The organism is Clostridium sp. (genome assembly GCF_016650035.1).
In the GTDB taxonomy this organism is placed as follows: Bacteria; Bacillota; Clostridia; order Clostridiales; family Clostridiaceae; genus Clostridium_AD.
This window is the reverse complement of record NZ_JAENWM010000064.1, coordinates 1-22771: the sequence shown is the minus strand read 5'-3', so window position 1 is coordinate 22771 and position 22771 is coordinate 1. Positions and strand designations below refer to the sequence as shown.

The window sequence follows — 22771 nt, the reverse complement described above, 5'->3', positions numbered from 1 at the left end:
TTTTTCTAAGTATATGATTTGTTCTTTGTTTGGTTTCAACCGAAACTTATAACCTTTATTTTTCTTAATCATAGTTTCACCTCCTTTTTATACTACCTATTTTATAGTATAACCAATTTGGGTGGAAAGATGAAAAATATAAACATATCTTTGTTTTCTTAGGCCTCGAACCTAAGAAAATAAAATGCTATCCATCTCCACCCTATAGAGGAATGGAGAATTTCGCATGAAAATAGTTAAAATTTGTAATTAGGATTAGTTATTCTATCTATAAATACATCTAAATTAGCAGACCCACTTATAAATACCCTATCCAAGGTTAAAATTCCATCTGCTTTATCGGACCATCTCCCAGCAGTGGTAAAAGCCATTGTATATCCAGCTTCTTTTACAGCCTTTAAGCTCTCTTTTGAATACTCTCCATAGGGATATGCAAAATATTTAATTTTTTTATTTAGTGCTTTTTCTAGAAAATCTTTAGATTCCTTTAATGTTTCTAACTGTTTTTGGTAAGATAGCTTAGCTAAATGATCATGATGGACAGTATGGCTTTGAATATCCATTCCGCTTGCTTCCATTTCTTTTAGCTGTTCTACATTCATGTAACTTTTGGATTTATCTACTTCACCCGTTATAACAAAAATTGTTGCTTTAAATCCAAATTTTTTTAATATAGGCAAAGCGTCTACATAGTTATCCACATATCCATCATCAAAAGTTAGCACTACTGATTTTTCTGGGACTGGTTTATTGTTTTCGAAAAAAACATAGGTTTCATCTAAGGTTAGGGTCACATAACCATTATCTTTCAAATACTTCATTTGTTCTCTGAAATTTTCTTTAGGAAGCATTAATGTATTTCCCTTCTTATACCCAATGGAATGATACATAAGTACTGGTATTCCTTTATCGTTATGTTTGATTTTCAATTCATCTACTAAAGTTATAGCATCTGTACTTTGGGTTAAATATCCGGATATCACAGATATGAAAACTAAAAACACAACAACTATTGCAATTATTTTTCTTTTCAATGTAACACCTCATTTTATATTTATAACATTAGTCTGCGTACACAACATAATATTTATTCTTATTGCTTCTAATCGTCGTTTAATGAGGGAATAAAAAAATGCAGTGATGATAACAAATAATTTAAGATAAAAAAGCAGACCATATTTATTTACTATATGGTCTGCTTTTTTAAATTTTTTTATTGTGCCAGTATTAATATGTTGTATACATCTTCTTTGTTTAATTTTATAAAGTTACCAACTGTTGATGTATCGGAATTTGTAGCTTTTGAAGCCATTTCTTCTATTCTGTCATCAGTAATCCCTAGTTCTTTTAGACTAGTGGGAAGACCCAATGATTTGAAGAAGTTTTCAACACGTCTGATTCCTTCAATAGCCGTTTGTTCTGGTGACCAGAAAGAATTTTCCACATTCCAAACTCTAACAGCAAACTGAGCAAATCTATTAATATCATGGTTGTAAACATATTGCATCCAAGCAGGGAATATAACTGCAAGACCAGCTCCGTGTGAAACATCATATATACCGCTTAGTTCATGTTCAATATCATGTGAACCCCAATCGCCTACTCTTCCTGTATTAAGCAAATTGTTGTGGGCAATAGTTCCTGTCCACATGATTTCAGCCCAAGCATCGTAGTTATCAGCTTGATCTAAAACAGTAGTAACATTATTTATAACCGTCTTCATTGCAGCTTCAATCAATCTGTCAGTAAGCTCAACGTTCTCGGAATTAGTAAAGTATCTTTCCATTAAGTGAGCCATTATATCTGCAGATCCGCATGCCACCTGGTATTTTGGTAAGGTAAAGGCAAGTTCAGGATTCAGTATTGAAAACTTAGGATATACTAAATTAGAGTTAATAGCACGTTTATAGAAACCATCTTCGTTTGTTATAACACTACCTGTACTTGATTCACTTCCAGATGCTGGTATAGTTAGAATAGTTCCAATTGGTAAAGCCTCTTTTATACGAGCTTTCTGTAAATAGAAATCCCATACATCTCCACTATAAGGAACTCCTATGGAAATAGCTTTTGAGGAATCAATAACACTTCCACCACCAATTGCCAATATGAAATCTATTTCATTATCGCGGCATAATTTTATACCTTCCTGCACAAGACTTAATCTTGGATTTGGTTTAACACCGGAAAGTTCTACATATGAAACACCAGCTTTTTTTAGGGAAGCTACAACTCTATCATAAAGTCCAGTGGTTTTTATAGTACCACCACCATAATGAAGAAGTACTTTACTACTATATTTTTTGACTTCCATTCCTACTTTGTTTTCAGCGTCTTTCCCAAAGATTATTTTAGTGGGATTTTGAAAAGTAAAGTTATCCATAATTTTATGTTCCTCCTAATGATGTTAGTTGAATTTTAATTGTTATATTTATTTTAAAAATAATTACGCAACACTTATTGTAACATAATATAGATACTATGAAAAGTAACTCTATATAAGCATTAGTAGGGGTTATATCTAATTATCTTTATGAAAGATGGTGTGAGTTTTGGTCAATTGTTAGAATAATATAATAATTATTTATTATATTAATTAATAATGCCTATTGACATAGGGGTAGGAAGTTAGTATAATAAAGATACACAAAGAAGAAAGCTTTCTAATCATAGTGTAATGAAAAAATCTTTTAAAAAAAGGGGTGTGGCCGCAAAATCAAAAATATAAAAAAATTTCCTAATGTATACGAAAGTGTGGTGGTTACATCGAAGAAAAACTAAAGTAGGTTTTTAATCTAAGCATCAGGAATTTAGAAAAAAGTATAAACAAAAAACTCAATTCATAGGTAGAAATTGGTAAGGAGAGTTTTATTGAAAGAAAATTTAATAAAGGATAGAAGCTAATTCCGTGCAGATTAATTAATGGGAATTAGCTTCTATTTTTTTGTGCTTTTATAAAGGAATGATTATTGCCTTGATATGGTATAATGTATAGGTTACTGTTTTCATGGGAGGTAAATTATGATAGGAAAATTACTTTTAAATAGATATGAGTTGTTAGAAAAAATTGGTGAAGGTGGAATGGGAATTGTCTATAAAGCAAAGTGCCATTTATTAAATAGGATTGTAGCTGTAAAGGTATTAAAAGCGGAATTGTGCAAGGATGAAGAATTTGTTGCAAGGTTTAAAAGGGAAGCTACTTCAGCCGCAAGATTATCGCATCCAAACATAGTTAACGTTCACGATGTTGGTGAAGATAATGATGTTAATTTTATAGTTATGGAATATATTAATGGGAAAACATTAAAACAAATAATAAAGGAAAATGGTAGAATTAGCTCTCAAAGAACTGTAGAGATAGCACTGCAAATATCCAGCGCACTAGATTGTGCACATAAAAATAATATAATTCATCGAGATATAAAGCCAGATAATATTTTAATTACAGCGGATAATATAGTTAAGGTAGCGGATTTTGGAATTGCAAAAGTGGCAGATTCAAGAACTGTAACCAATTCAAATAAAATTATTGGAACTGCACATTATTTTTCACCGGAACAAGCAAAAGGAAATTTTGTGGATGGTAGAACAGACATATATTCTCTGGGAATTGTGATGTATGAAATGATTACAGGGAAAGTGCCTTACGATGCAGATAGCTCTATCACAATAGCTATGATGCATATTCAGGAACCTGTTATTCCACCTATAGAAATAAATGCAGATATACCTGAAAACATAAATGGGGTAATCTTAAAGGCGATAGAAAAAGAACCTATGAATAGATATAAAGAAGCTAAGAAAATGGCAGAGATTTTAAGTGCAATCAAGAAAAATCCATATTTTAAATTAGAGCCAAACAATCGTCCAAGTGATGCTACAAAGATTATGAGCGCAGTAGTGGGAGACGATATAGGGAATGATTTCACAACGGTTATGAGCCAGCAAACAAATTATGAAAAGCCGATAGTCGAAGAAGATAAAATATTAGTATCAGGGAGAAAATCGCCTAGCAAGAATAAAAAGATTATGATAATTATTGCAACAGTTCTTTTAGTTATGATTATAGCAGTTTTAGGGAAAGATATTAACAAAGGGAAGTCTAATGACGCTCAAACCACCATTGCGAAAGAGACAACTCCAAAAGTGACTGAAAAACCGGTAGTTGAAAAACCGGTAGTTGAAAAGAAATTTGTGCCTTCGGTTATTGGAAGTACCCAGGAAGTTGCAACGAAGATTGTAATCGATAATGGATTTCTGCTTGGTACTATTCTATATGACTATAGTGATAGTTTAGCTATGGGTCTAGTTATTAGTCAAACACCTAATGTAAATACATCTTATGAAAAAGGTGGCAAAATTGATTTAGTTATAAGCCAAGGGAAAGAAGTTGCTAAGGTTACTGTGCCAGATTTAAAGGGGAAATCCTTAGATGATGCTAAAGATATTCTAGAGGACATTAAGTTAGAGCTTGGGGAGCAAACAGCTGTAAAGGTAAAAGCAAAAGGTAAGGATAAACATTCCAAAGATCAGGATGAGATAATATTCGAACAGGATAGCGAACCTGATGCACTTGTAGATATAGGAACAAAAATAAATGTTTCTTATTATGAGAGTTAAAAAATCTTAAGAAATAGTTTGTGTTAAACTTAAAAAAAAACTTTGAGATTTTGAAATTTTTACCTTAAACTTGACAAATATCTCATAAAATGCTAAAATAATATATAATAGGAGGTGCTTTATGAATAATGTACTAATTGAAAAAAGAGTTGGAAGAACACCTTTAGTGAGGGCTAAAAATTTAGAGGAAAAATTAGGTGTAAAGAATATTTATTTGAAATTAGAAGGTAATAATCCTTCAGGCTATCGTATTGATAGGTTAACATATATATTGATAAAGGATGCTTTAAGGATTAATAAAAATACAATTTGTTTGAGTGTTGGTGCAAATTTTGCAAAATCACTTGCATTTTTATCTCAATTTTATGATATGAAGTGTGTTTTTGTAGTACCTGACAAGAATGAATATAAGGATATTGAGCTTTTTAATAAATCTAATATTGAATTTATTGAATATGAGGGAACATCAGAAGAACGTGTTGAACGTGTTACTGAATTGTGTAAAAAAAATACATGGTATAATGCTAATCCAGGAATGAATAATTCAATGATAAGCAGTATAGCATTTTCAAAAATAGCAGATGAATTGCATGCGAAAATAAAGGGCGAAGTTGATACTGTATTTGTACAATCAAGATATGGTTATTCTTTAGAAGGGCTTGATTTAGGATTTAGACAATTATGGATTGGGAATGAGCTTGAAAAGATTCCAACTCTAAATAGTTGTTCAAAAGATACAGATGATGAATTGGTTAATGATGTAGTTGGTAAAGTTATAGATATAACAGAAGACGAAGTGAAACATTATGTTTCTGAATTTGAAAAAATTGAAAATATCAAGTTGACTGTTGAAAATGGATATTCTATTGCAGGATTCATGAAACAAGTTGAAGAAAAAAAATTACCTAAGGGCAATCATGTTATATTATTGAATGATGGTAAGATAGATATAGATGTAAGAAGAGCTACAAAAGAGGAATGTTTAGATAATGATGAGATTATAACTTTAGTACATGATTGGCTTAATGAATTTACAGATCCAATTTGTGAGATTGAAGAAGCTTATCATAACGCAGTGGAAAAAGGATTTATTATTACAGCTGTTTATGATGGTGAAATATGTGGTATAGGAATAGTTGTTAATTTTGGATTTGAACATTTTGCGTCAAAATATCATTTAGCATATATCGCTACGGTAGATCATATAGAAGGTAGTGGAATAGCAACTATGATATTAAATGAAGCAGTAGAGTTATCTGAAGGAAATATATCTCTCCATGTAGAACGAAATAATTATGGGGCGATTAAATTATATGAAAAAATGGGATTCAAAGATCATTATTCTAGAATGATTCATTTAACAAAAAATGATTAAATAAATATAAAGAGTCTTGATAAAATTTTAATTTTATCAAGACTTTTTTAAATTGTTATAGAAAATTTTATTTAATTAGGTTTTTTTTAAAGAATTTATTCTAATAATAAAAAAATAGTAATACAAAAATACAGTATATTGAGGGAGAAATAATTATGTTAAATATAGGTTGTCATTTATCAGTATCAAAAGGGTATAAAGCAATGGGACTGGATGCTCTTACAATAGAAGCAAATACATTTCAGTTTTTCACTCGTAATCCTAGAGGTAGTAAGGCAAAAGAAATTGATCCCAGTGACGCACAAAATTTATTAGAACTATTAAAAGAAAACAAGTTTGCTAAAATACTTGCACATGCTCCATATACTCTAAATGCTTGTTCAGCAGATCAGCGTATAAGAGAATTTACAATTGAAGTTATAGCTGATGATTTAGAGAGAATGGAATACTTTCCAAATAATTATTATAATTTTCATCCAGGTAGTCATGTAAAACAAGGAGCAAAGATAGGCATAGATTATATTATAAATATGCTTAACGCTGTACTAAAACCAAAACAAACTACCACAGTGCTACTTGAAACAATGGCTGGTAAAGGAACAGAAGTAGGCCGTAGTTTTGAAGAATTAAAACAGATTCTTGATGGAGTTATCCTTTCAGAGAAAATGGGTGTATGCTTAGATACCTGTCACATTTATGATGCTGGTTATGATATTGTTAACGATTTAGATGGAGTCATAAATGAATTTGATAGAGTAATTGGTCTTGATAAACTATATGCAATTCACTTAAATGATAGCAAAAATCCATTCGAAAGTCATAAAGACCGCCATGAAACAATCGGTGAGGGTTCTATTGGAAAAGAAACTATCTTTAAAATTATTAATCATCCAAAGTTACGTCACTTGCCATTCTACCTAGAAACTCCCAATGAATTACCAGGTCATGCTGCAGAAATTAAAATGTTAAGGGAAGCATATGTGGAATAATAAAAATATTTTCAAAATCATTTCTAAAAGGTAAGAAAATAGTATATAATAAATACGAACATGTGTTCTTGAAATGGGACATAGAAATAGGGGGCATGGTTTGTATGAAAATTGTAGCAAAACCAATTGAGGTAGTTTCTTACACAGATGAGAAGGGTTCTATAAGGCCAATTAGATTTAGAATGCAAATAGATGACGAACCTATGCAAGTTATTAAAGTAGACAAGATTCTGGTTAAGGACACGGAAAAACTTGCAGGTAATATTATGTTTGTTTATAAGTGTCAAAGTTTAATTGATGATGTTATGAGGCGGTTTGAAATTAAATATGAACTTAATACCTGTAAGTGGATGTTGTACAAAATTTAGTAGTCAAGGCTTATTTCATTAATATAATGGATAAGCTTTTTTTATTTTAAAATTATTTTTTATAACTACTTATAAAAAGATGGAAAGTGTTATATAATAATAGAATACGAACATGTGTTCTAATGTTAATTAAGAGGGTGAGTTATATGGGTAAATTAATTTTTCATATTGATGCTAATAGTGCATATTTATCTTGGGAGGCTGCTTATAGACTTCAACAAGGAGAGCAATTAGATTTAAGAGAAATACCATCCGTAGTGGGTGGAGATGAAGAAAGTAGGCATGGAATTGTTTTAACAAAATCAATACCTGCTAAAAAGTTTAATATTAAAACAGGGGAAACACTATATAATGCTAGATTAAAATGCCCAACTATAGTAATAGTACCACCTAGGTATTGGCTTTACATGAAATGCAGCTTAGCTATGAATCAAATATTTCAGGAGTATACTCCACAAATTCAAAGATTTAGCATAGATGAAAGCTTCTTAGACTTTTCTAATATGGAGCATTTATATCCTGACTATAGGTCGCTTGCTGAAACCATAAAAGACAGGATAAAGACTGAACTTGGATTTACAGTCAATATTGGAATATCAAATAATAAACTACTGGCAAAAGTAGCTTCTGATTTTAAAAAGCCTGATATGATACATACTTTATTTCCTAATGAAATAAAACAAAAGATGTGGAAGCTACCTGTTGAAGATTTGTTTATGGTAGGTAGAGCAACTGCGACCAAATTGCATAGTTTAAATATCAATACTATTGGAGAATTAGCGAATTATAATTTAGAGATTTTAAAGAATAAATTCAAGAGTCATGGGCAAGTAATTTGGAACTATGCCAATGGAATAGATAGTTCTGAGGTTAGGAGGAGCAACTATATTGAAATCAAAGGTATAGGAAACTCTACAACTATAGCTTTTGATGTTGAGGATAGTGACACAGCTCATAAAGTATTGCTATCCCTGTGTGAAACAGTATCTATGCGTTTAAGGGATTCACGGAACTGCTGCACTGTAGTAAGCATAAGTGTCAGAGGTAGTGATATGATATTCTATTCTCGTCAGAAGAAATTGATAGTAGCTACTGATTCTACTCGTAAAATACATGAAATAGCTTGCTACCTATTTGATGATGTTTGGAAGGGTAATCCAATAAGGCACTTGGGGATACGTATAACAGATTTTTGTAGTAATGAGTTTTATCAATGTTCTTTATTAGATAATTTTGATTATGAAAAAGATAAAAGGATAAATGATACTGTTGATAAAATAAGATTAAAATATGGATCAAAAGCTGTAGTGCGCTCTTGTTTTCTTCATTCAGGATTAAATAGTATGTGTGGTGGAATGGGAGATGGCGAGGAAGATTACCCATTAATGAGCGCGATGCTTTAATGTCACCTTTGCTAGGGTGACTGTCACTACCCGAAAAATATCGAAATATGTTAGGACCTCCGAGGTTGTAGTAAGATATTATTAAGAATTTATTACAAGTCTTAAGATTTTATTACAAATCGCAAATTTAATTGATATGTAGAAATTTATGGTATAAGATTAACCTGCTTGAACTTTAAAACAAAGAATTAAGGGGTGAATATAGTGAACGTATTAGAAGTAAAAGATGTGTACAAACATCTAGGAAAAAATGAGATTATTAAGGGAATTAGTTTTTCTGTAAAAGAAGGAGAGATATTTGGATTTCTTGGGCCAAATGGAGCGGGTAAAACCACCACTATTAGAATGATGGTAGGTTTAATAGCTGCTAACAGTGGAACTATAACAGTTATGGGACATGAAATAGGTAGCGAAAGAGAAAAAGCATTAAAAAACATTGGAGCTGTAGTAGAAAATCCGGAATTATATACATATTTAACTGGAAGGCAAAACTTGATGCAGATTGCAGCCATAAGAAGAATTTCGAAAAGTGATGTAGAGGAAGTAATCGAGCTTGTTAATTTAAAGGATAGAATAGATGATAAGGTGAAAAAATATTCGCTTGGTATGAAGCAGAGATTAGGTCTTGCAGCAGCCCTGATTGCAAAACCCAAATTACTTATTTTAGATGAACCTACAAATGGTCTTGATCCCACAGGCATAATGGATTTTAGAGATATAGTTAAAAAAGCTGCCAAGAAATTAAAAACAGCAGTATTTATATCTTCTCACATGCTAAGTGAGGTTCAGCAGCTCTGTGATACAGTTGCTTTCATAAATAATGGATTAATAAAATCAATAGAAAGTATAACTGGAGGAGACATAAAGCAGGACAATGATACCGTAGTAGTTGTTACTGAGGAAGTTGAGAAATGTGAAGAGATATTAAAGACTTTAGCTTTTGTTCATGAAACTCATAGGGATGAAAACTCATTAGTGGTAGAGCTTGACGAAAATACAACTCCAGAATTAATTTTCTCCTTGGCAGAAAATAAAATTCGAGTAATAGAAGTATGTAAAAAACATAAGGGGCTTGAGCAAAGGTACATGGAGCTTGTTGAGGGGGGCATGAGATAATGATATTTATACTTATTTCAAATGAAGTAAAAAAACTTATGAGAAGAAAAAAAACAATTATTATATTTGCAGCTTTTGTATTATTAACTGTTGCTATAGGATACGGATCTTACAAGGAAAATTTAAACAGAAAACAATGGAACAGTCCTGAATTCAGACAGCAAAACATGGAAGACTCTATAAAATATATGAAGCAGGATATGGAAAACCCTAATGCATCAGAGGATACTAAGAAAATGAACAAAGAAAGTATTGCTAATTTGGAAGAGGAATTATCACGAATTAAACTTGAGGTAAGTGGTAAACCTGTAGACTATAAAGTGCAATTAAAGGAGCAAATAGATAATGCCGAAAAAACTTTAGATGATAAAAATTCGGGACTAACATCCAATGACAAAGATAGGATGAAAACAGAATTACAGCAAAATCAATATTTATATGATAATAATATAAAACCTGATGATGGAAATACACTTGACGCATTTAGCTTTATTAAAACACTATTTATGGTTCTAGGAACTATTTTTATAGCTGTGGGGGTAATGGTGTTTACTGGAGATATAGTTTCCGGAGAATTTACGCCACCTACTATGAAAATACTGCTGACTCAGCCGGTTTCAAGGGCTAAAGTATTAGCTTCTAAGTTTATAGCAGTGGCAGGAGTAGCTATCATATTAATAATATCTGTAGAGATTTTATCATTTTTAATAATGGGACTTATATTTGGTTTTGGAAATCCCAATTACCCAATGATAACTGGAACGCTTTATAAATTGGATTTAACTCAGAGTGTTTATGGAGGACATCCTTTAGTAGCAGTGGCAGGTTCTTCTTATATAATTTCTACTGGAGCATTTGTGCTTAGAATGTTCTTACTTCAGACATTATTTATAATAACCTGTGTGTCGGTCGGCTTTATGCTATCTTCCATAGTGAAGAGCAGTATGGTTTCTGTAAGCGTAAGCATAGTTATTGTAGTTGCTTTCACTATACTATTACAAATGCCAGCACTTGCAAAGTTCGCACAATATATATTTACCACCTATGGAACCGTAGGACGAGTTCTTACCGGTGATGTTGTAATGGGCTATAACAACCCGAATATAAGCACAGCATTTGGGATGGGAACTTTAATAGTTACTTCTATAGTTTGTTATTTAATATCTCATATAGTATTTACCAAAAAAGACATTTTAATTTAGAAACAATAAAAGGCAGGGCTCGTAAATATGAGCCCTTAAGCTCTGGTATATTCCAGGGCTTTTTTATTTTGAAAATATATAAACCATACAAAAAAATATTCTAACATTGGAAATATATGTTGACAATGCCTAATTACAGATGTAAACTTAATATATAGATTACAGTTGTAAACGAAGCGGAGGTAGAATAATTATGAGTGAATTTCCTAAAATATCAAATGCGGAGTGGGAAGTAATGAAAATAATATGGAATCATTCTGAAATTACATCAATGGATATTATTCAGGAACTAAAGGGTAAAGTAGAGTGGAAACCAGCTACAGTTAAAACCCTAATAAATAGATTATTAAATAAAAATGCAATTGGTTTTAATAAATTATGCAATGAATATTTATATTACCCTTTGGTATCAGAAGATGAATGTATAAAATTAGAAAGTCAGTCCTTCATTAATAGGGTATTTGATGGTTCAATCAAGTCTATGATCTTGAACTTTGCTAAATCTGAGCAACTATCCGAAAGTGATATAGTTGAACTTAAAAATATACTAAATAAATCAAGTAATAAGGAGGGGTGATGTATATGGATATATTAAGTATCTTTGAGATGATTCTACTATCCTCATTAATTGGTAGCGTAATAGTACTCATGATATTAATTATTAAAGGTATATTCAAAAATAAATTAAGCTCTAACTTTCACTATTATATATGGTTAATATTAATCATAAAATTAATAATTCCTATAGGTCCACAAACACCTTTAAACATTTCTAATATATATAAAATTTTTTATGTTCAAAAAACCACAAATGAAAATACACAAATAAACTCAACAAAACAACTTGATAATTCCAGCTTAGATAGTTCAACATCAACAAACACCTTAATACCAACAAGTGAAAGTGTAAGTGATAGCACTATTAACATACCTCTAAAAAGCAAAATTAATATTGAAGAAGTGTTCTGTTTTATATGGATATTTGGAGTTCTAATATTAATAGGGACCCTAGTTACAGGACATAAAAAACTTAAAAATATTGTTAGTACGTCTATGAAAAATATAAATAGCACACATAAAGAAATTCTATATATTTGCATGAAGACTATGAATATAAGAACGCAGGTAGAACTATCCTATTCTGAAAAAATAAGTAGCCCCTCTTTATGTGGGATAAATAAGCCAAAGATATTAATTCCAGTCAGTGTAGCAGACAATGTTTGTGATGAAGAATTTAAGTATATTATAATGCATGAATTAACTCATTTAAAAAACAAGGACATATTTATAAATTGGGTTATAACATTATTGTCCATGATTTACTGGTTTAATCCAATCTTGCTATACGGCTTTCATAAAATGAGACAAGACCTTGAAATTTCCTGTGACGCTAAAGCAATTTCTTATTTAGATGATGGAAAAAACATTCAGTATGGAAATGCAATAGTAACAGTACTAGAACTGGCTGGAAACAGCAATAGACTTATGGGTACTACTTCAATGGTTATGAATAGTTCAGAAATAAAAAGGAGGATTATTATGATTTCAAAGTATAAAAAGGCAAATATGAAAAATATATTACTTGGAGCCATCATTGTAGTTGTATTAGGAGGCATAGGCATTGCGCTAAACACTTCGAAATCACAAACAGAAACATCTGTTAAGGTTGCCAAAGAATTAATTGAAAGTATCTACACAGTAGATGCTCAAGAAGTAGTTGATTTCAGTAAGCCTGTAGGGGTAGTTATGGATACAGAAAAACCAATGAGCCAAGAAGAGTATGATAAAAAAAGCAAGGCATCCATGGAAGAAATAAAAGAAATTGACAAAGAAATAGTAGCTTTGATGACAGATGAAGGTTACATGGGAGCATTAGCAAATCAGTTTAAGAGTGTAAGCACCAAAATATGTGTAAGGGACAACTTCACATCACAAGTTACAGAGATTACTTTAGGTGAAAACTTATATAAAGACTATAAAGACAACAATAAAGTAAGATACCCTTATGAGGTTAAATTTGATTTTATATCTTCAGATGGTAAAACAAATCAATCAGATACATCCAAAGGAAATTTAGACCTAGTAAAAGAAGATGGCACGTGGAAAGTTTGTCTGTTTGAAATAAATCAATTCCCAGAATTATATAAATAGAGGAAATAACTAATTTATAAGTTCAAAAAGCTCTTGTTTATTTTTGGGTACCTGTGCATCAGAATTTATTTTTCCGCTTACAAGTAACTTCTGAAAAACTTCAAGAAGCAAGGGCTTTTCAAGATAGGAGTTAGATATTAATTCATCATCTGAAAAGATTTCATAGGGTGAACCTTCGCGAACTATTTCTCCGTCTTTCATAACAAATATGTAGTCTGACCAGGCGTAGGCAAGTTCAACATCATGGGTTGACAAAATCACAGTCATGCCATTCTCATTAAGTTCATTAAATATCTCTACTATTTGTTTTGAATGTTTAGGGTCAAGGCTTGAAGTTGGTTCATCAAGTATTATTACTTCAGGGTTCATTGCAATTATATCTGCTATTGCTACTCTTTTCTTTTGGCCATAACTTAGAAAATGAACTGCTTTATCTTTAAACTCAGTCATACCTGTATTTATAAGTGCTTCATCCACGCGACGTCGAACTTCAGCATCCACAAGCTTTAAATTCATTGGTCCAAAGGAAACTTCTTGATATACACTTGCTGAAAAAAGCTGATTATCTGGATCTTGAAATACAATTCCTACATTTTTTCTTAGTGAATTTAATGATGCGGCCTTATACTTTATTTCATTACCACTATAAAAAACCTTACCTGAAGAAGGTTTTAGCACACCGTTAAAATTTAAGAATAATGTGGATTTTCCTGAGCCATTCACTCCTAAAAAAGATATTTTTTTCCCTTTTTCTATTTGTAAACTAATATTATTTAGAGCCTTAGTTCCATCTTGATATTTAAAATTCAAATTTCTTGTTTCTATAATATATTCTTTATCCAAATTAATCCTCCCAAGATGAGTATATCTATAATGCCATTTGTAGCTAAAAATATTAAGAACGTTTCTAGTAATATAATCATGAGTAGATTCACATACGAAATCTTATAAGTATTATCAAGAACGTTAATGTCACCATCGTAGCATCTTGATTCTAGCGCAGTATACATATCCTCAGAACGTTTGTAGGAACTAAGAAATAGTGAACCTACAAGTTTTCCTAGTGAGTTATAGCTAGTTTTTAAGTTTGAGTATCCGAGTCTTGAATTCTGTGATATATAAATCATATTTATAGTTTCTAGCATTATGAATATAAATCTATAGATTAGACTCATAAGTTCTATAAATAATTTAGGGACTTTAAGTTTTTTTAATACAGATAAAAGCTCAACAATTGGCGTAGATAGTGAAAGAAAGTATAGGCATGAAACTGCAGCAAGGGACCTGAATAATACTTTTATGGATTCTATAATGCTTTCCACTGTACACCCAAATTCAACATTTAAAATAGTAAAACTAAATAATGGTTCACTAGCACGCGCTCCTATATTTATAGCTATGGTTATAACTCCAATTATTAAAAAACTCAGTGGAATTAACATTAATATTAGGTATGAACTAAGGGGGATTTTTCCTTTATAAACAGTTATAAGCCCCATAAGAAATATCACAATTATAGATGTTAATATATTATTTAAGTATATACTTAGTAACATTGTTATAATAGCAAAAATGAACTTTTCCATTGGGTTAACTTTCCTCAGCTTTGATATATAAGATAATTTATCAATTGAGATCATGTTTTTTAACCTTTAACAATTCTTTCTTTCCTTTTGCATACCCAAAATAGTAACAAATAAAACCTACACCTATTGATGCTTGTAATGAAAATAGTAAACTTTCTATCTCGCCACTTGGTGGTGTCCAAATAGAAGTAAACCAAGGCTTATAAGTTGAATCAATTTGCGTAATAGCATCCGTGGCTTGTCCATCTGCGCCACTAAATTCAGCGTTTTTAGTAATGAATAATGGTGCAACTGCAAGGAGTACAACAATAAGTGCTAATATAAGGTTTTTTTTAAGCATTTTTTATGCCTCCTGTGATAGTACGTTTAAGTCTATTAATTCAGATCTACTGTAGGTAGTTAAAAGGTTAAACACTATTACAGTGAGTATTCCTTCGCTAATAGCAAGTGGAATTTGAGTTACTGCAAATATACCCATGAATTTCATAAGTGAAGTTATAAATCCTCCAGTCTTATCTGGAAAAGCTAGTGCAAGCTGAAAGGAAGTTGTAACATATGTCATTAAATTTCCAAGTGCAGCTGCTATAAAAATTGAAGTTGATCTGGATAACTTAATTTTTTTAAGTGTTTTATATGAATAATATGTTACGAGGCCTCCAACAACAGCCATGGAAAATGTATTCGCTCCAAGTGTAGTTAATCCACCATGGGCAAGCATTATAGCTTGAAATATAAGAACTATTAATCCTATCACAACCATTACTGTGGGCCCAAAAAGTATTGCACCAAGACCAATTCCTGTTGGATGCGACGAACTACCAGTAACAGATGGAATCTTCAGTGCTGATAGGGCAAAGGTAAATGCACCTGCCATAGCAATAAGCATCTTTATTCTTGGATTTATTTCCACTTTTTTCTTTATTGAAAACAAACCAACAATAACAAATGGTAAACTCACTGCTCCCCATGAAATGCACCATACTGGGGGTAAGAATCCTTCCATTATGTGCATTGCAAAGACGCTTTTAGGCATAAATAATAACGCAAGAAAAATTCCAAGGGCAACTTGATATTTCTTTTTCATAAAAAACCTCCAAATATCATACTCTTTACAGAACAAAAAGTCCTTCTAACTATATGTTAGAAGGACTAATAATGATAAAATCAATATTTTAACACCCTCCCCTATCGCTCGTAGAGTAAATGGTATATAAATACAGGTAGGTATTCTGACTTAAGAATCATTATTCTTATAAACCTTCCCAAAATAATCAGTGGTTTAAATATAAGAACTCCTCTTTTACAGCGGCGGCACCGTGTGAGATTTTCACTCAACTTCTCTTTTAATTAATCAATAAAGATTAAACCTATATAAATTTAGTATTTAATTATATTTTGATTCTACATCAGTTAGTTATTAGTGTCAACAATATATTTTGTTACCCAAATAATAAAATAATTTCATAAAACTGTTGATTTATATCTAAACCACAATTATAATTTAGACATTATTATATAAGATCGGAGAAAAATATATGGAGGTAGTACAAAGATATCCTGGAAGTCTAGGAGAAATAATACAGGGGAGAGCATATGGGAAAGAACTTATATTATCCTGTCCTGTTAATTTATTTACTAGTGTAATGGTTTTTGAAAGTTTTTTTCCAGTTCATAGAAATAAATATCCAAAGTGTAAAAGATTTATGAAAAACATTTTGGAAAGTTGGGGTTGTATAGGGAATTATGATGAGCTGGATATAGAAATTGTGTCTGAAATACCAATTGGGAAAGGTTTTGCAAGTAGCACTGCTGACATAACGGCTCTTTATTTGTCCCTACTTAAGCTTTTTAAAAGGGAATATAATGAGCAGGAGCTAATTAATCATATTGTTAATATTGAGCCAACAGATAGTATAATTTTCTCGGAAATGACTTTATTTGATTATAAAAAGGGAGATTTTAAAGAGAGTTTAGGTGCTTATATAGAATTTAATGTGCTTGTATTTGAAGGGGAAAAGACGATTGACACTGTAGGATTCAATAAAAATGTGAAATCTGATTTAGCAAATATAGAAGACCTTATCCCAAATTTAAAACATGCAATTAGCGAAGGAAATATAGACAAGTTAGCCAAGGTTTCATCTGAAAGTATATTTAGAAATCAATATAGATTAAATTATGATATTTTGAAAGTTATTAAAGAAATACAAACTAAGACTGGTGGGATTGGGATTATTGGCGCACATAGTGGAGATTTTCTAGGAATAATCTATAACGAAAATATTATGATGAAACGGGAATTGACTTATGGAACGTCAATTCCTGGATATAAAAGATATGCATTAAAGACAATAGTTAATTGCAAATAATAATTATAAGCTTGTACTTTTAATTAATTTAAGTTATAATTTATTTATAATTTAATAGTAAATTTTTGGTACTATAATGTTTAAAAGGGAAAGCAATAATGCTACAGCCCCCGCTACTGTATACGTAGACAAATCCCAATCACTGGCTAAAAAGCTGGGAAGGTGGGAGGAGAGAGACACGTAAGTCAGGAGACCTGCCATAAGTTAGGCTAATCCTTCGGAGGGAAGGGTAGTGGCGTAGATATTCTTTTTTTGTTAGGTTTTCATTTGTTATAAATAATAAGGATTATTATACCCCTATCTTTTGGTAGGGGTATTATTTTTTTTGACAAAAAAATGGAGGATAAATGTATGAATCTGGAGATGGATAAATGATACAGCTTATTGGATTACATAGCGAGTGTACAGTTGAAATAAGAGAAAAACTCTCAATTATACCAAAGCAGCTAGAGGAGTGCACAAGAAGTGTTTTAAGTATTTGTGATGAGGTAGTTATAATAAGTACCTGCAATAGGACTGAAATATATTTTAATTCAATAGAATATGATGAGGCCATAGTAGAAGAAATTTTTAGAATATTGAAATGGGATTTAAATCTCATAAAACACACATTTCACATCAAAGAGAAAAGAGTTTTCGAACACTTGATGGAAGTGGTTTGTGGTTTTCATTCGAAAATTTTAGGTGAGGATCAAATTTTGGGACAAGTTAAGTGCGCAATTGAAAGCTCTGTAAAGGTTCATGGAGTAAACAGTGATTTGCAGAAATTGTTTCAGATTGCTATCACTTGTGGTAAAAAATTTAGGGATAAATCAAAGATTTATAAAATCCCAGTATCATCTTCATCCATCGTGGTAAAGGAAGCTATAAATAAGGGATTAAGAAGATTTATGCTTGTTGGATTTGGAGATGTAGGAGCATTAACTTTAAATTATATTTTAAGCAGTGATTTTGATGAGCTTTATATTGCAGTAAGAAATGTTGAAATCGTTAAAGTTACAGATAGTAGGGTGAAAATAATAAGATTTGAAGAGAAAAATAATTATTATAGTGAAGTAGACTGTATTATATGTTGTACCTCAGCACCTCACCCCGTGGTATTTAAAAGTGATCTTCCAGATAAAAAACTTATAATATATGACCTTGCGCTTCCAAGAGATGTGGAGAAACAGGTGTTAACCATGACTAACATTGTGGTTTATGATATAGATAAAATAAGCGCCATTGATGATGAAAATAGAAAAAAAAGAAAAGAACTAATGCAAAATAACAAATATATAGTTGAAAAGTATGTAGGAGATTTCATAGAGTGGCAGGAACTTAGAAAAATTGATCCTCACATAAAGAAACTTTTAAAATCAGGGGAAACGATTTATTATGAAAGATACGAGAGTTTTAAGCATAAACAACACTCAAAAGACAATGGGAAACTCGCTATGACATTACTAAAAAGTACTTCTGATGCCTACATTAATAGGGCAATCGAAGTTCTGAAAGAAGAGCAATTGAAGGGAAGGGCTGATGAATGTCTAAGAATAGTAGAAAAGATATTTTATCCGAAAGAATAGATTATACATTTATATCACTGCTTTCTAATAAAATTTCAGTAGTAATCATTGGAGGTGGAAGAGCTGGTTTTATAAAGTGTAAGAGTTTTGCTGAAAAAGGATGTAGCGTTACAGTGGTATCTAAAGAATTTAATCCTAGTTTTAACGACTTAAGAAACGCTTACAATGTTGAGTTAATTAAAGACTTCTATAAGAAAAGTTATATAGAACATATGCATTTAGTTGTGATTGCAGTGGATGATAAGGTGGACAATGTGAAAATTAAAGAGGATTGTGAAAAGAGTTGTAAATTATATTTAGATTGTTCCAATTTTAAAGATGGACTTTTTATAACACCAGTGCAAAGACAAAATAAAAATTTATCTTTTAGTATTCATACAAAGGAAGGAAATCCAAAAGCTTCAATTCTACTTGCGGATTGTATTTATAATAAACTTAATGATTATACTGAATTTACTGAGTATATTGGTGGATTAAGAGAAAAGGTAAAGAAACTAGACCATAAAAACGAGTTCATGGAATTTGTTTCAACTGAAGATTTTATGTTTTTTTATTCTAAGGGAGTTCATGAAAGTGTTTTAAATATGTTTTATGGAGGGGAAGATTTTGAATTTAAAAATTGCTACAAGAAAGAGTAAGCTAGCACTTTTTCAAGCAGAGTGGATTATGAATTTAGTTATGGAAAAATACAAGATATGTTCTGAAAAGTTAATTGTTGAAACTGAGGGAGATAAAAGATTTGATATTCCACTTAATGACATAGGTGGGAAAGGGATTTTTGTTAAGGACATAGAGCTTTCTCTTATCGAGGGAAGGGCAGATGCTGCAGTTCATAGTTTGAAGGATGTTCCTTATAAGATAAATGAAGCTTTTGAAATAGCTGCTACCCCTACAAGAGAAGATGTGCGGGATGTGTTTATTTCAACAAAGGGAATAAGCTTTTTTGAACTTAAAAGAGGGGCTAAAATTGGGACTAGTAGCAATGGAAGGTCTGCTCAAATTAAGCTTTTAAGGCCTGATATAGTTACGGTTCCAATAAGGGGAGATGTTCTAACTAGAATAGATAAAATAGACAGAGAGGGATTAGATGGAATAATACTTGCGGCAGCGGGACTGAAGAGGTTAAATATAGAAAATGTTATTACAAACTATTTTGATCCTCATCAGGTTGTTCCAGCTGTTGGACAAGGGGCTCTGTGTGTTGAAGTTGTTTCAAATAGCCCACATGCAGAAATATTTAGAGGTCTTGATGACCGAGAGGTAAGGATTTGTGTGGAGGCAGAAAGAAGTTTTATGGGGAGATTAGATGGTGGCTGTGATACTTCAATTGCTGCATATGCAGAACTCGAAGGAGAACTAATGCATATTGTTGGGGTTTTTGGTGTGGGTGGAAGAATTGTAAAAAAAGATATAATGGGGCCTAGTGATAGGTATTTAGAACTTGGAAAAGAACTAGCTGAAAAAGTTTTACTGGGATAAAATTATTTGGTGTATAAGAGGTACACTGGATATTAAAAGAAAAGGAGATAAATATGGGAAAAGTATATCTAATAGGCGCAGGTCCAGGGGATCCAGAATTAATGACTCTTAAAGCGGTCCGTATGTTAAAAAAATGTACAGCGGTAATGTATGATAGGCTGGCAGGGGCGAATGCACTAAAACATTTAAATGAGGGTTGTAAAATTTTCTATTGTGGCAAGGCGCCAGGATGCCATTATAAAAGCCAAGATGAAATAAATGAGATGCTAGTTACTCTTGCAAAGGAAGGCCATATAGTAGGAAGGGTTAAAGGTGGGGATCCATATGTATTTGGACGTGGAGGAGAAGAAGCATTAAGACTCTGTAAAGAAGGAATCGATTTTGAAGTTGTTCCAGGAGTTACCTCTGCTATTTCAGTGCTAAGCTATGCTGGAATTCCAGTTACTCATAGAGGACTTTCACAAGGATTTCATGTATTTACAGGCATGAGCGCAGAAAAGTTGAATATCAACTGGGAAGGTGTATCTAGCCTTAATGGTACTTTGATTTTCCTAATGGGCCTTGCGCATCTTTACGGTATTACTAAGAATTTAATAAATTCAGGAAAATCCATTGAAACTCCCTGTGCAGTTGTAATGAGAGGAACTACGGCTAAACAAAAAAAAGTTGTAGGTACATTAGAGAACATCGCATTAAAGGTAAAAGAAGCATTATTTACATCACCTTGCATTATAGTTGTTGGAGAGGTAGTCACACTGGGCGAAAACTTGAATTGGTATGAAAAAATGCCATTGTTTGGGCTTAACATATGTACTACTCGTTCTGTGGAGCAATCAAAATCTATAAATGAAAAACTTGTGGATTTGGGAGCCGAAGTAACTGAAATAAATTCTATTAAAATAAAAAGAAGCCAGTTTGAGCTTGATAGTGTTAAACATAACCTAAGTGAATATGATCACATAATACTTACGAGTGTAAATGCTGTAAATATATTTTTTAATTATATTTTAGAAAATGAAATAGATATAAGAAGCTTAAAGGGGGAATTTGCAGTAATTGGATCTGCAACTGAAAAATGCTTAAAGGATAGAGGAATAATCCCAGATACTGTTGCAGAAGAGTTTGTAGCCGAGGATTTGTTCAATAAATTGGCCACTAAAGTTAAACCAGAAGATAAGATTTTAATTCCATGTTCAAAATATGCGAGAGCTTATCTTACTGATAAATTAAGAGAACATGGTGCAATTGTTGATAGAGTTAACACTTATGAGCCAATCTGTGGAGAACTAACGGATGTAAATGCATTTGAAAATGTGGATATAGTTATATTCACAAGTCCTTCCACAGTGAAAAACATGATTAAACTTGTAGGACTTGATGCTATAAAGCAGAAAAAATCTGTGGCAATTGGGCCTATAACTGCTAAGGAATTAGAACTAAATGGAATAAATCCATTTGTTTGCAAGCAGTATAGTGAAAACGGAATTATAAGCAAAATTTTAGAGCTAAATTAGGAGGAAAATATGTTTAATAGAAACAGAAGATTAAGAGGTAAAAGTGCTACAAGAGATTTAGTTAGAGAAACAGTAATTTCATCAAATGATTTTATCTATCCAATATTTGCAGTTGAGGGTAAAAATATAAAAGAAGAAATATCTTCACTTCCTGGATGTTATCATTATTCATTAGATAGATTACATGAGGTTATAGAAGAAGTAATAAAGTGCAAGATTAGAGGAGTAATGGTTTTTGGAATACCAGAGCATAAGGATGAAATAGCATCTTCAGCTTTTGATGCTGATGGAATAGTTCAAAGGGCTGTTAAAGTGATAAAGAAAATCACAAGTGATTTATTAGTAATTACAGATGTGTGTATGTGTCAATATACAAGTCATGGTCATTGTGGAATTATTGATGGTAACACAGTTAATAATGATAAGTCGCTAAAATATCTTGCGGAGATTGCACTATCTCATGCAGTGGCTGGAGCAGATATGATAGCACCTTCTGACATGATGGATGGCAGAGTTCTAGCTATAAGAAAGCTTTTGGACAAAAATGGTTATGATAATATTCCTATTATGAGCTATAGTGCAAAATATTGTTCGGCTTTTTATGGTCCGTTTAGAGAAGCAGCTAATTCAGCGCCACAATTTGGAGATAGAAAGACCTACCAAATGGATCCTGCAAACATTAGAGAAGCTATGACAGAAATTCAATATGATATAGAAGAAGGTGCAGACATCGTAATGATTAAACCAGCTCTATCATATTTAGATGTTATAAGATGGGCTAGAGATAGAAGTGATGTTCCAATTGCAGCTTATAGCGTTAGCGGTGAATACGCTTTGGTTAAAGCAGGCGCGAAGCTTGGACTCATTAATGAAAAAGCTGTTGCTCTAGAGTGGTCCTATGTCAATAAAAAGTACAAATTAAAATGAGAAAGTTATTAGTAATCCCCTTAAATTTAACTTGCGATTGATACATTAAGTTTATTTGCTTTTTTATAGGCTATTTCAAACTCATCAGGTGACATATAATTGCA

General features: G+C 31.7%; 22 protein-coding genes and 2 riboswitches. Of the genes, 15 read left to right on the top strand and 7 right to left on the bottom strand.

The genetic code is table 11. From position 1 onward, the window contains the following. The 3 genes from JJD95_RS20105 to JJD95_RS14290 all read right to left on the bottom strand — a co-directional run. A partial coding sequence (locus JJD95_RS20105; protein ID WP_367114829.1) for a helix-turn-helix domain-containing protein occupies positions 1-72 on the bottom strand: 72 nt, incomplete at its 3' end. A gap of 164 nt (positions 73-236) precedes the next feature. Beyond that, positions 237-983: a polysaccharide deacetylase family protein gene (locus tag JJD95_RS14295; RefSeq protein WP_291643702.1), complete on the bottom strand. Its 747-nt coding sequence runs from the start codon at positions 981-983 to the stop codon at positions 237-239. 230 nt (positions 984-1213) lie between these two features. After that, complete coding sequence (locus tag JJD95_RS14290; protein ID WP_291643701.1) at positions 1214-2383, bottom strand: iron-containing alcohol dehydrogenase; 1170 nt, start codon at positions 2381-2383, stop codon at positions 1214-1216. Between the two features lie 638 nt (positions 2384-3021). Here JJD95_RS14290 and pknB point away from each other — a divergent pair. The 9 genes from pknB (at position 3022) to JJD95_RS14245 (ending at position 13224) form a co-directional block, all read left to right on the top strand. Beyond that, positions 3022-4620 carry a Stk1 family PASTA domain-containing Ser/Thr kinase gene (pknB, locus tag JJD95_RS14285; RefSeq protein ID WP_291643700.1) on the top strand — a complete coding sequence of 533 codons (1599 nt, stop codon included), beginning with the start codon at positions 3022-3024 and terminating at the stop codon, positions 4618-4620. Between the two features lie 121 nt (positions 4621-4741). Further along, positions 4742-5995, top strand: a complete 1254-nt coding sequence (locus JJD95_RS14280) for a pyridoxal-phosphate dependent enzyme (RefSeq protein WP_291643699.1) — start codon at positions 4742-4744, stop codon at positions 5993-5995. A 155-nt stretch (positions 5996-6150) separates the two neighbouring features. Further along, the gene (locus tag JJD95_RS14275) at positions 6151-6984 is read left to right on the top strand and encodes a deoxyribonuclease IV (RefSeq protein WP_291643698.1); all 834 of its coding nucleotides are present in this window, start codon (positions 6151-6153) and stop codon (positions 6982-6984) included. Between the two features lie 104 nt (positions 6985-7088). Further along, positions 7089-7352 carry a hypothetical protein gene (locus JJD95_RS14270; RefSeq protein WP_291643697.1) on the top strand — a complete coding sequence of 88 codons (264 nt, stop codon included), beginning with the start codon at positions 7089-7091 and terminating at the stop codon, positions 7350-7352. A 146-nt stretch (positions 7353-7498) separates the two neighbouring features. Then, positions 7499-8755 (top strand): DNA polymerase IV, encoded by a 1257-nt coding sequence (locus JJD95_RS14265; protein ID WP_291643696.1) that lies wholly within the window; start codon positions 7499-7501, stop codon positions 8753-8755. A 204-nt stretch (positions 8756-8959) separates the two neighbouring features. Beyond that, positions 8960-9871, top strand: a complete 912-nt coding sequence (locus JJD95_RS14260; RefSeq protein ID WP_291643695.1) for an ABC transporter ATP-binding protein — start codon at positions 8960-8962, stop codon at positions 9869-9871. After that, positions 9871-11073, top strand: a complete 1203-nt coding sequence (locus JJD95_RS14255) for an ABC transporter permease subunit (protein ID WP_291643694.1) — start codon at positions 9871-9873, stop codon at positions 11071-11073. The genes JJD95_RS14260 and JJD95_RS14255 overlap by 1 nt, the downstream gene beginning before the upstream one ends. A gap of 193 nt (positions 11074-11266) precedes the next feature. Further along, complete coding sequence (locus tag JJD95_RS14250; RefSeq protein WP_291643693.1) at positions 11267-11650, top strand: BlaI/MecI/CopY family transcriptional regulator; 384 nt, start codon at positions 11267-11269, stop codon at positions 11648-11650. 5 nt (positions 11651-11655) lie between these two features. After that, positions 11656-13224: a M56 family metallopeptidase gene (locus JJD95_RS14245; protein WP_291643692.1), complete on the top strand. Its 1569-nt coding sequence runs from the start codon at positions 11656-11658 to the stop codon at positions 13222-13224. Positions 13225-13233: 9 nt separating this feature from the next. Here the strand turns inward: JJD95_RS14245 and JJD95_RS14240 are convergent, their stop codons facing one another. Genes JJD95_RS14240 through JJD95_RS14225 form a run of 4 tightly spaced genes read right to left on the bottom strand, consistent with a single transcriptional unit; the run spans position 13234 to position 15894 of the window. Beyond that, a complete protein-coding gene (locus tag JJD95_RS14240) occupies positions 13234-14067 on the bottom strand; it encodes an energy-coupling factor ABC transporter ATP-binding protein (protein ID WP_291643691.1) in 834 nt (277 codons plus the stop codon). Further along, complete coding sequence (gene cbiQ / locus JJD95_RS14235) at positions 14046-14864, bottom strand: cobalt ECF transporter T component CbiQ (protein WP_291643690.1); 819 nt, start codon at positions 14862-14864, stop codon at positions 14046-14048. Before cbiQ ends, JJD95_RS14240 begins: the two co-directional genes overlap by 22 nt. Next, positions 14851-15150 (bottom strand): energy-coupling factor ABC transporter substrate-binding protein, encoded by a 300-nt coding sequence (locus tag JJD95_RS14230; RefSeq protein ID WP_291643689.1) that lies wholly within the window; start codon positions 15148-15150, stop codon positions 14851-14853. Before JJD95_RS14230 ends, cbiQ begins: the two co-directional genes overlap by 14 nt. A 3-nt stretch (positions 15151-15153) precedes the next feature. Then, the gene (locus JJD95_RS14225; protein ID WP_291643688.1) at positions 15154-15894 is read right to left on the bottom strand and encodes an energy-coupling factor ABC transporter permease; all 741 of its coding nucleotides are present in this window, start codon (positions 15892-15894) and stop codon (positions 15154-15156) included. Positions 15895-16011: 117 nt separating this feature from the next. Continuing rightward, positions 16012-16196, bottom strand: a riboswitch (cobalamin riboswitch). Positions 16197-16345: 149 nt separating this feature from the next. Between JJD95_RS14225 and JJD95_RS14220 the strand changes: the two genes are divergently transcribed. From JJD95_RS14220 to hemB, 6 genes are all read left to right on the top strand, one after another. Then, positions 16346-17179 carry a kinase gene (locus tag JJD95_RS14220; protein WP_291643687.1) on the top strand — a complete coding sequence of 278 codons (834 nt, stop codon included), beginning with the start codon at positions 16346-16348 and terminating at the stop codon, positions 17177-17179. 49 nt (positions 17180-17228) lie between these two features. Further along, a riboswitch (cobalamin riboswitch) is annotated at positions 17229-17396 on the top strand. A 154-nt stretch (positions 17397-17550) separates the two neighbouring features. Further along, positions 17551-18747 carry a glutamyl-tRNA reductase gene (gene hemA / locus JJD95_RS14215; RefSeq protein WP_291643686.1) on the top strand — a complete coding sequence of 399 codons (1197 nt, stop codon included), beginning with the start codon at positions 17551-17553 and terminating at the stop codon, positions 18745-18747. Then, positions 18705-19385 (top strand): NAD(P)-dependent oxidoreductase, encoded by a 681-nt coding sequence (locus JJD95_RS14210; RefSeq protein WP_291643685.1) that lies wholly within the window; start codon positions 18705-18707, stop codon positions 19383-19385. Before hemA ends, JJD95_RS14210 begins: the two co-directional genes overlap by 43 nt. Beyond that, positions 19354-20226, top strand: a complete 873-nt coding sequence (hemC, locus tag JJD95_RS14205) for a hydroxymethylbilane synthase (RefSeq protein WP_291643684.1) — start codon at positions 19354-19356, stop codon at positions 20224-20226. Before JJD95_RS14210 ends, hemC begins: the two co-directional genes overlap by 32 nt. Before the next feature lie 53 nt (positions 20227-20279). After that, on the top strand, positions 20280-21740 hold the full coding sequence (cobA, locus tag JJD95_RS14200) for a uroporphyrinogen-III C-methyltransferase (protein WP_291643683.1): 1461 nt from the start codon (positions 20280-20282) through the stop codon (positions 21738-21740). Between the two features lie 9 nt (positions 21741-21749). Then, positions 21750-22667: a porphobilinogen synthase gene (hemB, locus tag JJD95_RS14195; RefSeq protein WP_291643682.1), complete on the top strand. Its 918-nt coding sequence runs from the start codon at positions 21750-21752 to the stop codon at positions 22665-22667. Positions 22668-22771: the final 104 nt, after the last annotated feature.